The following is a 14,449-nucleotide window of genomic DNA, read 5'->3' as shown; positions in this document are numbered from 1 at the left end:
TTAACCAAAATAAAAAGAAATGAACCTAAATATATATTTTAGAAAAAGTGTATACCTAATGCTAGTTTTAGCATTAGGAACACTAAACAGCTGTAGCGAAGAAGTTAATGAGAACCCTCTTTTGGCTACAAATGTTGATCCTTCGTTTACGATAACACCTGTTGCAGGAGAAGTAAACACCTATATGCTAACATCTCAAATAAAAGGAGTTATTGATTCTTATTGGGATATTGGATATGGGCCTTACTTAGGGAAAATGACTGAAAAAATCGTTTTGCCAGATGCAGGTACTTACACTGTTAAACATATTGCAGTTGGAGCAGGAGGAGCAAGTGCAGATGTGTCTCATCCAATTGTAGTAGAAACTTCAGATCCAGCGAAACCTAATTTAGTAAAAGGCGGTTTCTTTAATAATGCTGCTGACATTGCACAATGGACATCTGCAAAATTAAGTCCGACAGGGGCTGCTTTTTGGTCTTTTGAAACTGGAAGCGCAACAATTCACTCTGCTGGAGGAGGTGCACAAGAAGGTATCTACCAAGCAATTGATGTTGTAAAAGATAAAGAATATACAATTGATATGTTGGTTTCATCTCCAAGCGGATCTGACGAAACTTGGTTTGAAGTATATGCTGGTAAAACAGTCCCTGTAGATGGTGTTGAGTACAAAGACAACAAAGTTATGGGATTGAGTACTTGGGATGGTTGTGCTAAAAGTGCATTTTTAGGAAGACTGTCAATTGTTGGATGTGTTAAAAATGACAGAACGGCTTCAGTTTCTAATGTAGTTAAATTCGACACAACAGGTAAAATTTATTTAGTTATCAGAAGTGGTGGTAGTGGTAATAAGTTTACAAAAGATGGAATTACAATTGGAAGAATTGAAATGAGAGCAAAATAATAAAGATTAAGTTAAGTTTAAGTTTAAGTTTGGTTGTAAATAGCCCATAATCATTATGAGTATGGGCTATTTTTTAAATCCTTCAATGGTAGAACTCATTTTTTTGATTTCTTCTAAACTTCAATTTAAAAACATTATAATTAGAAGCGAATGAAAAAAAATAGTCTAAAAATTATATGCCTTTTGTTTTCTGTTGCAGCTTTTGCACAACAGCCAAAAACAAAAAAAGAGTTCACAACCGACGGTAAAAAAATAACCGTTTATACTACTGCAGAAAACTCTAAGTTACGATTAACTACTACAGATAATTTGACTTTTTCTGCCGCAAAACAACCTCTAGAAACCGAAAATTCTATTTTTGTCCAACCATCTAAAAAGTTTCAGACTTTTATGGGAATCGGAGGGGCTATCACAGATGCTAGTGCCGAAATATTTGCTAAACTTTCAAAAGAAAAACAAGCAGAATTTTTAAATGCTTACTACGATCAGCAAAAAGGTATAGGCTATTCTTTGCTAAGAACAACAATTCAAAGTTCTGATTTTAGCAGTGGAAGCTATTCTTATATCGAAGAAGGAGATAAAGATCTGAAAACTTTTTCTATTGATCACGATAGACAATATCGAATTCCTTTAATCAAACAAGCCATTCAAAAAGCTGGTGGAAAATTGACAACTTATGTTGCGCCTTGGTCACCAAATGCTTTTATGAAAAGCAATAAGAATGTATTAAAAGGAGGAACTTTACTTCCTGAATACTACCAAACTTGGGCTAATTTTTATGTAAAATTTATTAAAGCTTACGAAAAAGAAGGCATTCCGATTTGGGGAACTTCTACTCAAAATGAACCAATGGCGGTTCAGACTTGGGAATCTTGTATTTATACAGCTGAAGCTGAGAGAGATTTTATCAAAAATTATCTTGGGCCAACTTTGAAAAAAGAAAATCTTGGAGATAAAAAAATTATCGTTTGGGATCATAACCGTGATTTGATGAATTATCGCGCCAATGTAATTTATTCAGATCCTGAAGCGTCAAAATATGTTTGGGGAATGGGATTTCACTGGTACGAAACTTGGTCTGGCGGTGCACCAATGTTTGATAACGTAGGGAAAGTAAATGAAGCTTATCCAGACAAAAAACTGATGTTTACTGAAGGTTGTATCGAAAAATTTGATGCATCAAAATATCAATTTTGGGGTAATGCTGAGCGTTATGGAATTAACATGATTAATGATTTTAATAACGGAACCGTGGCTTGGACAGACTGGAATATTCTTCTAGACCAGAATGGAGGTCCAAATCATGTTGGAAATTTCTGTTTCGCACCAATTCATGCAGATACAACAACTGGAGAATTAATTTACACTCCATCTTATTATTACATTGGACACTTTTCAAAGTTCATTCGCTTAAATGCAGTTCGTGTAAGTACAGCTGCAAGTAAAAGCGCATTATTAAGCACATCTTTTTTAAATGCTGACGGAACAATGGCAACTATTGTCATGAACCAATCAGCCAATGATCTTACATACAATTTAATTATTGGTGATAAAAAGGCAGAAGTGAAAATTCCGTCACATGCTATACAAACACTTGTTTATTAATATTTTGCAGTAAAGTAATGAAGAGGACTAATTTGAATCATCCATTTTAGTCTTCTCTTGCTTTTAATTTTAAAACGATTATTTAAGCAACATGAAAGTTACCTCACAAATATTTTTATCAGCCTTTGTTCTAATACAATTAAGCTGTTTTACCTCAAAAATAACAGCTCAAAAAAACAGTAAAATAAAGGTTTATACTACTGCCGAAAATACCAATTTGAAATTATCATTATCAAATGATTTTATTTCGAAGAACAACACTACACAACAAAAAACATCAACAGTATCTATTATTGTAAATACTGGAAAAACAGACCAAACCTTTCTCGGAATAGGAGGAGCAATTACAGATGCAAGTGCAGAAGTTTTTGCAAAATTATCGCCTAAAAAACAACAGGAATTTTTAACTGCTTATTACGATAAAAACAAAGGTATTGGGTATACTTTGGCTAGAACAAACATTCACAGCTGTGATTTCAGCAGTGATAGCTATACATATGTTGCTGAAGGAGACAAAGAACTAAAGACTTTTAATATAAACCACGATCGCAAATATAGAATTCCACTAATTAAAAAAGCAATTAAAACAGCCGGCGGAAAACTAACCTTATTTGTTAGTCCATGGAGTCCCCCAGCTTTCATGAAAGACAATAATGATATTTTGCACGGCGGCGTTTTGTTGCCTGAATTTGCTCCATCTTGGGCACTATATTATACGAAGTTTATAAAAGAGTACGAAAAAGAAGGAATTCCAATTTGGGGATTGACAGTTCAAAACGAACCAATGGCCAAACAAAGTTGGGAATCTTGTATTTACACTCCAGAAGCAGAAAGAGATTTTCTTAAAAATTACCTTGGGCCAACTTTAGAGAGAGAAGGTTTGGGGGCTAAAAATGTTATTATTTGGGATCATAATCGAGGAGATATGTTAATCAAAAGAGCCAATCTTGTTTTCTCAGATCCTGAAGTTTCTAAATATGCTTGGGGAATTGGATTTCACTGGTATGAAACTTGGAATGGAGGGCCACCTCAATTCGAATCTGTTGCAAAAGTTCATGAAGCTTTTCCAAATAAAAATCTTCTTTTTACAGAAGGCTGTATTGAAAAATTTGATGCTACAAAATATCAATTTTGGGGAAATGCAGAGCGTTACGGAATTAATATAATTAATGATTTTAATAACGGAACTGTTGGTTGGACAGATTGGAATATTCTTCTAGATCAAAAAGGAGGACCAAATCATGTTGGAAATTTCTGTTTTGCGCCTATTCATGCCGACATAACAAAAGATGAGTTAATTTATACGCCAATGTACTACTATATTGGGCATTTTTCAAAATTCATTAGACCCAATGCAAAAAGAGTACTTGAAACCATAAGCGACAAATCTTTATTAAGCACATCTTTTAAAAATTCTGACGGACAATTGATTACTGTAGTGATGAATCAATCTGAAAAAGAGATTGTTTATTCTTTAGAAAATCAAACAGAAAAAACAACAATTACAATTCCGGCACACGCTATACAGACAATTGTTTATTAATTGTCAGCTAACTAAATAACCGCAAAAAATGAAATTCAATTTAAAAAATACCATAAAAGCATTTTTCTTTATGGCAGCCGTATTGGCTCAAGTAAAATGTTCTTCTTCAAGTGATCCAGTAGAAAATCCGCCTGTAGATCCTCCAGTGACACCTCCAGTAGTAGTTACAAACGATGTTGATTTTTGGCTAACAAAAGGCAATCAGACTGTTTTATTGGCAAAACAATCGGGAATATTGGGTTTTGGTACAACAACAAATACTTATGCTAATATTGAAGTAAATGCCAATCAAAAATATCAGACCATTGATGGTTTTGGATATACTTTAACAGGAGGAAGTGTGGAGGTTATAAACCAGCTAAACGCAGCTAAAAGAACGGCTCTTTTGCAGGAACTGTTTGGTTCTGGCGCAAATTCAATTGGAGTTAGCTACATAAGAATCAGTATTGGAGCTTCAGATTTAAATGCAACACCGTTTACTTACGACGATCTTGCTGCTGGCGAAACAGATTTAAACCTAGAAAAATTTAGTTTAGAAAAAGACAAAACTCTAATTGCTATGCTAAAAGAAATTTTAGTCATAAATCCAAAGATTTTAATCTTGGCAACACCTTGGTCTGCGCCGATTTGGATGAAAGACGTAGCTAGTTTTAAAGGAGGAGAACTGAAAACAGAGTATTATGATGTATACGCTAAATATTTTGTAAAATATATTCAGCAGATGAAAGCAGAAGGAATTACAATCGATGCTGTAACTCCTCAAAACGAACCTTTGCATGACGGAAACAATCCAAGTATGTATATGTCTGCCTCAGATCAGGGAGCTTTTATTAAAAACAGTTTAGGCCCAGCATTTAAAGCAGCAAATCTAAACGTAAAAATTATTGCTTACGACCACAACTGCGATAATCCAAATTATCCAAAAGCAATTTTGGCAGATGCAGATGCATTTCCATTTGTAGACGGATCGGCTTTTCATTTATACGCAGGAGATATTAGTGCCTTAACTAACGTTTTTAATTCTTATCCGACTAAGAACGTATATTTTACAGAACAATGGACTTCTTCTGATGGGAAATTTGATGGCGATTTAAAATGGCATCTTCGAAATGTAATTATCGGATCGATGAGAAATTACAGTAAAAATGCATTAGAGTGGAATCTAGCTAATAATTCAAGTTTTGGTCCTCATACAGATGGCGGATGTAATATGTGTAAAGGTGCTATAACTATAACTTCAGGAGATAGTTTTGAGCGTAATGTAGGGTATTACATTATTGCACATGCTTCAAAATTTGTTCCAATGGGATCTACAAGAATACAAAGTAACTCAGGAGGAAACTTACAGAATGTTGCTTTCATTACGCCTTCAGGTTCTAAAGTATTAATTGTAGAAAATGATGGTTCGGAAACAGAAACTTTCAATATTAAATTCAATGGAAAATGGGTTACAACTTCTCTTGAAGGAGGATCTGTTGGGACTTATACTTGGAAATAATCTGATAAACTATTTTATATGAAAAAAATACTTTTAACATCGTTGCTTTTTGTTTCGATTGCCTCTTTGGCACAAGGCTTTTTGCATAGAGACGGACAAAAAATAGTAGATGGAAATGGTAAAAATGTTCTTTTAAGAGGTTTGGGTCTTGGTGGATGGATGGTGCAAGAGGGTTATATGTTACAGACTCAACCATTTGCTAGTCCGCAATATCAAATTAGACAAAAAATACAGGAAGTTATCGGCGAAGAAGGAACAAAAGAATTCTATGCGGCATACAAAGCAAACGGAATTACGAAACGAGATGTTGACTCTTTAGCAAAATGGGGATTCAACTCTATTCGTCTTCCTATGCATTACAATTTGTATACTCCGCCAATCGAGCAGGAGAAAAATGGAGAAATCACTTGGATTGAAGAAGGTTTCACCATGACAGATAATTTACTGAAGTGGTGTGCCGAAAATAAAATTTACTTGATTTTAGATTTACACGCAGCTCCTGGCGGACAAGGAAATGATGCTGCGATTTCAGATTTTGATACCACAAAACCTGGACTTTGGCAAAGTGAGACCAATCAGAAAAAAATGATTGCTTTATGGAAAAAACTGGCTTCTCGATACAGAGATAATCCTTGGATTGGAGCGTACGATATTATCAACGAACCAAACTGGAATTTTACCGGATCAAACAAAAATGGTTGCGACGAAAATTCAAACGGACCTTTAAGAGATTTAATGGTTGCTGTTACAAAAGCCATTCGTGAAGTAGATACAAATCATTTAATTTTTATTGAAGGAAATTGCTGGGGAAATAATTATAACGGAATTTTTCCTCTTTGGGATGATAATCTAGCTTTAAGCTTTCACAAATATTGGAACTATAATGACAAAGCTTCAATCGAAACGATGTTAGGTTACAGAGAGAAATACAATGTACCAATTTGGATGGGAGAAAGTGGAGAAAACTCTAATGTTTGGTTCAAAGATGTTTTGACTTTAGTTGAAAGTAACAATATTGGGTGGGCTTTCTGGCCAATGAAAAAAATAGACAACATTGCAGGAGTAGCCTCTGTTACTAAAATTCCAGAGTATGATGTTCTCTTGAAATATTGGAGAGACGGCGGCCAAAAACCAACTCCAGAATTCGCTAAAAAAACATTGATGAAAATAGCGGACAATTATAAAATGGAAAACGTAACCGTTAAACCAGATGTTGTAGATGCCATGTTTAGACAAGTGCAAACAGACGATACAAAACCATACAAAAAGAATACAGTTCCAGGAAAAATTGCTGCAACGTACTATGATTTAGGAACCAATGGAAAAGCTTACTTCGACAATGATTTTGTAAATTATAGATCAGTAACCGGAAAAGATGAAAGATGGAATCTTGGCAACAGCATGAGAAATGACGGAGTTGATATTTTGCCTTGTAAAGACAAAGATTCAAACGGTTATCAAGTTTCATTTATCGAAGATGGAGAATGGATTCAATATACCGTTGATGCAAAACAGGGAAATTATAATGTTGCTATTCGTTATTCAAGCGAAAAAGCTGAAGGGAAATTGTATGTAGAAATTGATGGAATAAAATCTAAAGAAATTACACTTTCTGCAACTGCTGGAGACAATAAATGGAAGACTGTCATTTTATCTGATATAGCATTAAAATCGGGTTCAAACAAAGTAAAAGTTGTATTTGAAAAAGGAGGTTTTAATCTGAACTATTTTGACTTTGCTATTAATAAAACGAAGAAGTAAAAAAGAATAATAGTTGCTTTAATATTAAATAAATCATTTAAATAATAAAAAGATGAAAATGATTATGGACGAGTATACAATTAACATAACTTTTAAATAGATTTTTCTCTTTAAAGCCTCGTAAACACTAGCTTTACAAGATTAAAATTTTTTAACATGAAAAAGATAAACAAACTTGTTTTTGCAGTAATTCTGCTTTTAACCGTGAACTCATTTTATGGTCAGAATTTAAAAATTATGACATATAATATCCGTTTGGACGTTGCTTCAGACGGAGAAAATGCTTGGCCAAACCGAAAGGATTATTTTACATCTCAAATTGGTTTTTACAGCCCAGACATTTTCGGAGTTCAGGAAGCAACGCCAAATCAAGTTTTAGATATTGCATCGGCTTTGCCAAATTATAACAAATTCGGAGTAGGAAGAGAAGAAGGAGGTTTAGGAGAAGCTTGTACGATTTATTACAAAAAAGACCGTTTTAAAGTTGAGCAATCAAATACTTTCTGGTTATCTGAAACCCCAAACGTAGTTTCAAGAGGTTGGGATGCAGCCTGCAACAGAGTTTGTACATACGGACTCTTTAAAGATTTAAAAACTAAAAAGTCATTTTGGGTTTTCAATTTGCATTTAGATCATATGGGAGAAGAAGCAAGGGTTAAAGGCGTACAGCTTGCTCTTTCTAAAATAAAAGAATTGAATACAAAAAATTATCCTGCTTTTCTAATGGGTGATTTCAATTCTGAACCCAATACAACGCAAATTGGAGAAATCAAGAAATTGATGGATGATACTAAAGACGTTTCAATAGAAAAACCTTTTGGACCTTCAGGAACTTTCAACGATTTTAAACACAATGAACCCGTAACATTATTGTTAGACTATATTTTTATTTCAAAAAAGAGTGGTCTAAAAATTCAAAAACACGCAGTGTTAAGTGATTCTAAAGATTTAAAATATCCCTCAGATCATTTGCCTGTCTTAATAGAAATAGATTAACATGAAAAACATCAACAAAAAACTTCAAATTCTAGTTTTACTGCCATTAATTGCAATGCAGTTCAACTGTGGATCTTCAACAAATGCTGTAAAAAATACTGGAAAAGTTTCTTCTTGGATTACCACTACAGACGAGACCTCAAAACTTAAAAAACAAACTGATTTAGCTTTTGCGTCAGAAACAAATTCAAATCAGACTATTGAAGTAAATCCAGCTGAAAAATTTCAAACCGTAGAAGGTTTCGGATTTTCATTAACAGGAGGAAGTGCTCAAGCCATTAAAAAATTGGATAAGCCAAAAAGAGAAGCTTTACTTCAGGAATTATTCTCAAGAAAAGACAACGCAATTGGTTTAAGTTATTTAAGAATAAGTATTGGAGCATCTGATTTGAATGAAAAAGTTTTTTCGTATGATGATATGCCAGAAGGACAAACCGATTTGAAACTGGAACATTTTAATCTTGGACCAGATTTAGACGATGTAATTCCGGTTTTAAAAGAAATTTTAGCTATAAATCCTAAAATTAAAATAATGGGTTCTCCGTGGTCTCCACCAGTTTGGATGAAAGACAACGGAAGCTCAAAAGGCGGAAGTTTACAGCCAAAATACTATCAAGTTTATGCAGAATATTTTGTGAAATATATTCAAGCAATGAAATCTCACGGAATTGTTATTGACGCTATAACGCCTCAAAACGAGCCTTTGCACCCAGGAAACAATCCAAGTTTATTGATGTTGGCAGAGCAGCAAGCAGATTTTATTGGAAATAATTTAGGGCCTGCTTTCGCGAAAGCTGGAATCAAAACCAAAATTGTTGTTTACGATCACAACTGTAATAAACCAGAATATCCTTTGACAATTTTAAGAGATCCAAAAGCAAATTCGTTTGTAGCAGGATCAGCTTTTCACTTGTACGAAGGAGATATTAGTGCTTTGACTACTGTTCATAATGAATTTCCAAATAAAGACTTGTATTTTACAGAACAATATACAGGAACAGGAACCAATTTTGAAACTGATTTAAAATGGAGCGTGAAAAATGTGGTTATTGGTTCTATGAGAAACTGGAGTAAAAATGCACTTTCTTGGGGATTAGCAAATGATGAATTCTACAAACCTTTTACGCCAGGAGGATGTTCAACCTGTAAAGGAGCTTTGATGATTGATCAAAATCAAAACATCAAAAGAGAAGTGGGATATTATATTATCGGACACGCTTCTAAATTTGTTCCAGAAGGTTCGGTAAGAATTGGTAGTAATATTGCAGGCAACTTATATAATGTAGCTTTCAAAACTCCATCAGGTCAAACTGTTTTAATTGTAGAAAATGATGGAGCTTCGGCAGAAACATTTAATATTAAATACAATCAAAAACAAACCACAACCACACTAAATGCTGGAGCAGTAGCTACTTACGTTTGGTAAAAACTTAAACTATGAAAAGAATAACCACAGTTACGCTGTTTATGCTTTCGCTTATTGCGTCGGCACAGCAGCAGTCAATAGATCAGAAAGTCAATGATCTGTTGAAGAAAATGACAATTGAAGAAAAAGTAGGCCAGCTGAATCAATACACTGGCGATAATCAGGCAACTGGACCAATTACCATTAACCCGAACAAACAAGCCGAAATCAAACAAGGTTTAGTTGGTTCGATGTTAAATATTATAGGAACAAAATATACCAGACAATATCAAGAATTGGCAATGCAGTCAAGACTTAAAATTCCGTTGTTGTTTGGACAAGATGTTATTCACGGCTACAAAACAACTTTTCCTCTTCCTTTAGCGGAAGCGGCAAGTTGGGATTTAGCAGCAATCGAATTAGGAGCAAGAGTTGCAGCAACAGAAGCTGCGGCAAGCGGAATTCATTGGACATTTGCTCCAATGGTAGACATCAGTCGTGATCCTCGTTGGGGACGTGTAATGGAAGGTGCAGGAGAAGATACTTATTTAGGTTCTAAAATTGCTTATGCGAGAGTAAAAGGTTTTCAAGGAAATAAATTGGGAGATTTAAACTCGGTTATGGCTTGCGTAAAACACTTTGCTGCTTATGGAGCAGGAGTTGGAGGAAGAGATTACAACTCTGTTGACATGAGCGAAAGAATGCTTTGGGAAACGTATTTGCCTCCTTTTAAAGCAGCTTTAGATGCTGGTGCAGCAACATTCATGAATTCGTTCAATGATATTAACGGAATTCCGGCAACAGGAAATGCACATCTGCAAAGAGATATCTTAAAAGGAAAATGGAACTTTCAAGGTTTCGTAGTTTCAGATTGGGGATCAATTGGCGAAATGGTAGCTCACGGTTACTCTAAAGATCTCAAAGAAGCGGCTTATTCTGCAATTACTGCAGGAAGCGATATGGATATGGAAAGCAATGCTTACCGTTATAATTTAGCTCAATTAGTAAAAGAGGGAAGAGTTTCTGTTGATTTAGTTGATGATGCTGTAAGACGCATTCTTCGTAAGAAATTCGAATTAGGACTATTTGATGATCCTTATAAATATTCTGATGCAAAACGCGAAGAAAAAGCATTAAACAATTTAGAGCACAGAAAAGCGGCTCGAGAAATGGCAGAGAAAAGTATCGTTTTATTGAAGAATGAAAACCAGACTTTACCAATTTCTAAAAGTGTAAAAACAATTGCTTTCATTGGACCAATGGTAAAAGAGTACAAAGCCAATATGGGATTTTGGGCTGTTGAACTTCCAGAAGTAAAATACGATCAATGGGTAGTTTCGCAATGGGACGGTTTACAAAATAAAGTAGGCAAAAACACTAAATTATTGTACGCAAAAGGATGTGATGTTACTGGCGACAATAAAGACGGTTTTGCAGAAGCAGTTGAAACAGCCAAACAAGCTGACGTTGTAATTTTAAGTATTGGCGAAAGACACGATATGAGCGGTGAGGCAAAAAGCCGAAGCGATATTCATTTGCCAGGAGTTCAAGAAGATTTAGTAAAAGCGGTTATGGCAACAGGAAAACCAGTTGTAGTTTTAATAAATGCTGGAAGACCATTAGTTTTTAATTACACTGCAGATAATGTTCCAGCAATTCTATACACTTGGTGGTTAGGCACTGAAGCAGGAAATGCAATTGCAAATGTATTGTTTGGAGATTATAATCCGTCTGGAAAATTACCTATGACTTTTCCGAGAGAAGTAGGACAAGTGCCAATTTATTACAATCATTTCAGTACAGGAAGACCTGCTAAAGACGAAAATTCAACAAATTACGTTTCGGCTTATATCGACTTGAAGAACTCTCCGAAATTTCCTTTTGGATATGGGTTAAGTTATACAACGTTTGATTATTCTGGTTTGAAACTCTCTTCTACCAAAATAAAAAGCAACGAAACTATTAAAGTTTCTTTCCAATTGAAAAATACCGGAAAAGTAGCTGGAGAAGAAGTAGCTCAGTTGTACTTGAAAGATAAATTTGGTTCTGTTGTAAGACCAGTATTAGAATTAAGAGATTTCCAGAAAGTGAAATTAAATGCTGGAGAAACTAAAACAATCGAATTTACAATAGACAAAGAGAAACTTTCTTTCTACAATAATAAATTAGAATGGGTTGCTGAACCAGGAGATTTTGAAGTAATGATCGGAACTTCATCGGCAGATATTAAATTGAGATCTGATTTTGAATTAGCAGATTAAGTTTTAACAAAAAACGGGGTCCTAAAAGGCCCCGTTTTTTATATGTCAAATTTATTTAAGACGTTTCTTGAAACTGTATTTCAGCATATTCAATAAACCTTCTTCGATAATGTCAATTCCAATTCCGAAATTACTATCTGCAACTTCGTGATGCGCATTTCTAAAATCTTCAAAATCCTCACTCGGAATTTCTAAGTTGATTAATGGTTTGTAATCGATATTTATAGAAGCACCATTTTTAGTTACTTTTTTACGACTTGTAAAATCGAAGTAAGGATTTGTGATGGTACTTTCTTGAATCGTATATTTCTCCTGAGTATCTATTTTTTGATCTGTCGTGAGATTAATTTCGTATTTCTCATTGTCAAAATTATGCCAAAACAAAAGGTCAGTATGCATAAAATCACGAGCTCCATTTTTAACCACATTGCGATCAAAATACATTAGGAAACGATTTTTCTCTGCATCTGTAAAATACGGATTTTCGATTGACGCATTATACTGAATCGTAAATTCATTCTGTTTTTTGTCATCACTTACAATTTCGATTGCTGCACCTTTAAAAATCGTTCTAATATCAGTTCCGTTTCTATCATTTGAATAATTTAAAGTATAGAACAAGAAATTATTCCAGCTGTCAATGATTTCTCTTTTGTTGGTGTTTTTGAAATATTTACGCATATAATTGGCACGGTTTCCTTTGTAAGTCGTAACCAATTTTAGTGTTCCCGTATTGTTTTGAGCATTAAAATCTGCTTTTTCATTTATACCATAATAAGGAAATTTGTAAGGCTCTTTAATTTGTAATTCAAGATTTGGTTTCACTTCCAAATAATGCATAAAATAGATGTAACCACGATTTTCAATTAGTCCAAATTCATCTCTCGAAGTAGCATCAACAAAATAAACTCCGCCTTTGTAATTGATTTTTACGATAACGTGATTAAAAGTCAATAGTGACGGAAGGTAATATTTAATGTAATGATCTGAATTGAAGTTAACCAAAACCACAGAAGAATCAACATTGATATAATCTAAAACTACTTTCAACAAAACTGATTTTGCTTTGCAGTCTCCTTGTTTATTTTCATAAGTTACTGATGGTTCTTGCGGTTTGTGACCATTCATTTCATCAGCATTATAAATATAGTAAACGTGATTTTGAACATAATCAATAGCAAACTGTAATTTCTCGTCTTGATCTGCAATTGCATCTAGTTTTTCTACCAGTTTTGGGGCAAATTCAGTCAAAGAGGCTTTACTGTATATTTCTTCGTAAAGAGGAGAAATGTAATTTGATAAATCAATCCAGTTGCGATTTGTTGCAAAATCAATAAAAGGAGCAATTTCTCTATTTGAATCAAAAGAGTTAATGTAATTTTCTTTTTCGATTACATATCGTTCTCCTTTTTCTAAGAAATTAATTTCTGGTTGCAATACATTTCCTTCTTCATCTCTATAAAATGTCTTTTTGTATGCAATCTTTTCTTTTCTATCATTAATAAAAGAAAACTTGTATTTGCCGTAAGCCCAGTAAGTGCTAGGTGTTACATAGACATATTTAAGAAATTCTTTTCGCATAAAATCACGATCTGTAAAGACCTTTGTACGCGAATCTTCTGTAATTAAAACATCATAAAGGCGTAAATCTTTAATCGTAATATTTACCTTTTTGTTGCTGCTTAAAATACCGCCTTCACTCTGATTTTCGCTATCTAGAACTTTAATTTTAGTATCAGCAATTTTATCAATCAAAACACCATCTCTCAAAACGCTAATTCGGTGTATCAAATAAGTTTCGTTTTCTTCAACAACAACATCTCTTACCGAAGCACTTTCAAGGTTTGAAGGTTCGTTAAGTGTGTAGGCAACGCAAGCATATTCGCTATTTTCAGTATCGCTTGTGTAGTAAACTTTATCCAAGAAGTAGCAGAAATCGCGACCTTCTTCGACCTGTTTGTTGGAGAAATCCGATTCTTGTATATAGTCAATAAGTTGATCATCGTTAATTGTAGGTGCCCAGTTTTCTGGTTTTTGAATTTTGTAACTTTCTGGTTCAATGATATTTTCCATGATTCTTTCTATAGGTGTATATTCTTACTTTTAAAACGGCTAAAATAACTAATAAAAGACCATTTTCTTTCATATTAGTGTAAAATTTATAATAAAAAACCCCACAAAAGTGGGGCCAGCATTATAAATTATATAGATGTGTAGGTATTTATTTCAAAACAATATTTATAAAATCCATTGCGCCAATTCCTTTATAAGAGGCATACAAAGCTTTTTCGTAAGCTTCTCTTTTTGCTTTTTTATCTTTTGCGTCAGTTTCAACAATCATTTCATTGAAAATTCTCTCTTGTTCTTCGCTATATTTTAGAGATTCTTCCAGAAGATATGTTTTTGAAACAAATCCGAATGAAGACCAAATTCTGGTTCTGATTTTTTTACCGATGTGTTTTAAAGGATTGTTAATCAT

At 33.9% G+C, this 14,449-nt stretch carries 10 protein-coding genes; 8 read left to right on the top strand and 2 right to left on the bottom strand.

From position 1 onward, the window contains the following. Window positions 1-19 precede the first annotated feature (19 nt). The 8 genes from JC605_RS01605 (at window position 20) to bglX (ending at window position 11,970) form a co-directional block, all read left to right on the top strand. A complete protein-coding gene (locus JC605_RS01605; RefSeq protein WP_198854576.1) occupies window positions 20-901 on the top strand; it encodes a hypothetical protein in 882 nt (293 codons plus the stop codon). A gap of 150 nt (window positions 902-1,051) precedes the next feature. Continuing rightward, window positions 1,052-2,506 (top strand): glycoside hydrolase family 30 beta sandwich domain-containing protein, encoded by a 1,455-nt coding sequence (locus JC605_RS01600; protein WP_198854575.1) that lies wholly within the window; start codon window positions 1,052-1,054, stop codon window positions 2,504-2,506. A 91-nt stretch (window positions 2,507-2,597) separates the two neighbouring features. Then, window positions 2,598-4,049 carry a glycoside hydrolase family 30 beta sandwich domain-containing protein gene (locus tag JC605_RS01595; RefSeq protein ID WP_198854574.1) on the top strand — a complete coding sequence of 484 codons (1,452 nt, stop codon included), beginning with the start codon at window positions 2,598-2,600 and terminating at the stop codon, window positions 4,047-4,049. A gap of 28 nt (window positions 4,050-4,077) precedes the next feature. Further along, complete coding sequence (locus tag JC605_RS01590; protein ID WP_198854573.1) at window positions 4,078-5,547, top strand: glycoside hydrolase family 30 beta sandwich domain-containing protein; 1,470 nt, start codon at window positions 4,078-4,080, stop codon at window positions 5,545-5,547. 18 nt (window positions 5,548-5,565) lie between these two features. Further along, a complete protein-coding gene (locus JC605_RS01585) occupies window positions 5,566-7,308 on the top strand; it encodes a cellulase family glycosylhydrolase (RefSeq protein WP_198854572.1) in 1,743 nt (580 codons plus the stop codon). A 156-nt stretch (window positions 7,309-7,464) separates the two neighbouring features. Beyond that, window positions 7,465-8,304 (top strand): endonuclease/exonuclease/phosphatase family protein, encoded by an 840-nt coding sequence (locus tag JC605_RS01580; protein WP_198854571.1) that lies wholly within the window; start codon window positions 7,465-7,467, stop codon window positions 8,302-8,304. Window position 8,305: 1 nt separating this feature from the next. Continuing rightward, window positions 8,306-9,730, top strand: a complete 1,425-nt coding sequence (locus tag JC605_RS01575) for a glycoside hydrolase family 30 beta sandwich domain-containing protein (RefSeq protein WP_198854570.1) — start codon at window positions 8,306-8,308, stop codon at window positions 9,728-9,730. 11 nt (window positions 9,731-9,741) lie between these two features. Continuing rightward, on the top strand, window positions 9,742-11,970 hold the full coding sequence (gene bglX, locus JC605_RS01570; protein ID WP_198854569.1) for a beta-glucosidase BglX: 2,229 nt from the start codon (window positions 9,742-9,744) through the stop codon (window positions 11,968-11,970). A 51-nt stretch (window positions 11,971-12,021) separates the two neighbouring features. Here the strand turns inward: bglX and JC605_RS01565 are convergent, their stop codons facing one another. Both JC605_RS01565 and JC605_RS01560 read right to left on the bottom strand, forming a co-directional pair. Then, window positions 12,022-14,043 carry a hypothetical protein gene (locus JC605_RS01565; protein WP_198854568.1) on the bottom strand — a complete coding sequence of 674 codons (2,022 nt, stop codon included), beginning with the start codon at window positions 14,041-14,043 and terminating at the stop codon, window positions 12,022-12,024. 148 nt (window positions 14,044-14,191) lie between these two features. Next, the gene (locus JC605_RS01560) at window positions 14,192-14,449 is read right to left on the bottom strand and encodes a hypothetical protein (protein ID WP_198854567.1); all 258 of its coding nucleotides are present in this window, start codon (window positions 14,447-14,449) and stop codon (window positions 14,192-14,194) included.

This window comes from Flavobacterium sp. IB48 (assembly GCF_016405855.1).
Taxonomy (GTDB): Bacteria; Bacteroidota; Bacteroidia; order Flavobacteriales; family Flavobacteriaceae; genus Flavobacterium; species Flavobacterium ginsengisoli.
The sequence above is the reverse complement of the archived record's forward strand: the minus strand, read 5'-3'. Positions and strand labels throughout refer to the sequence as shown.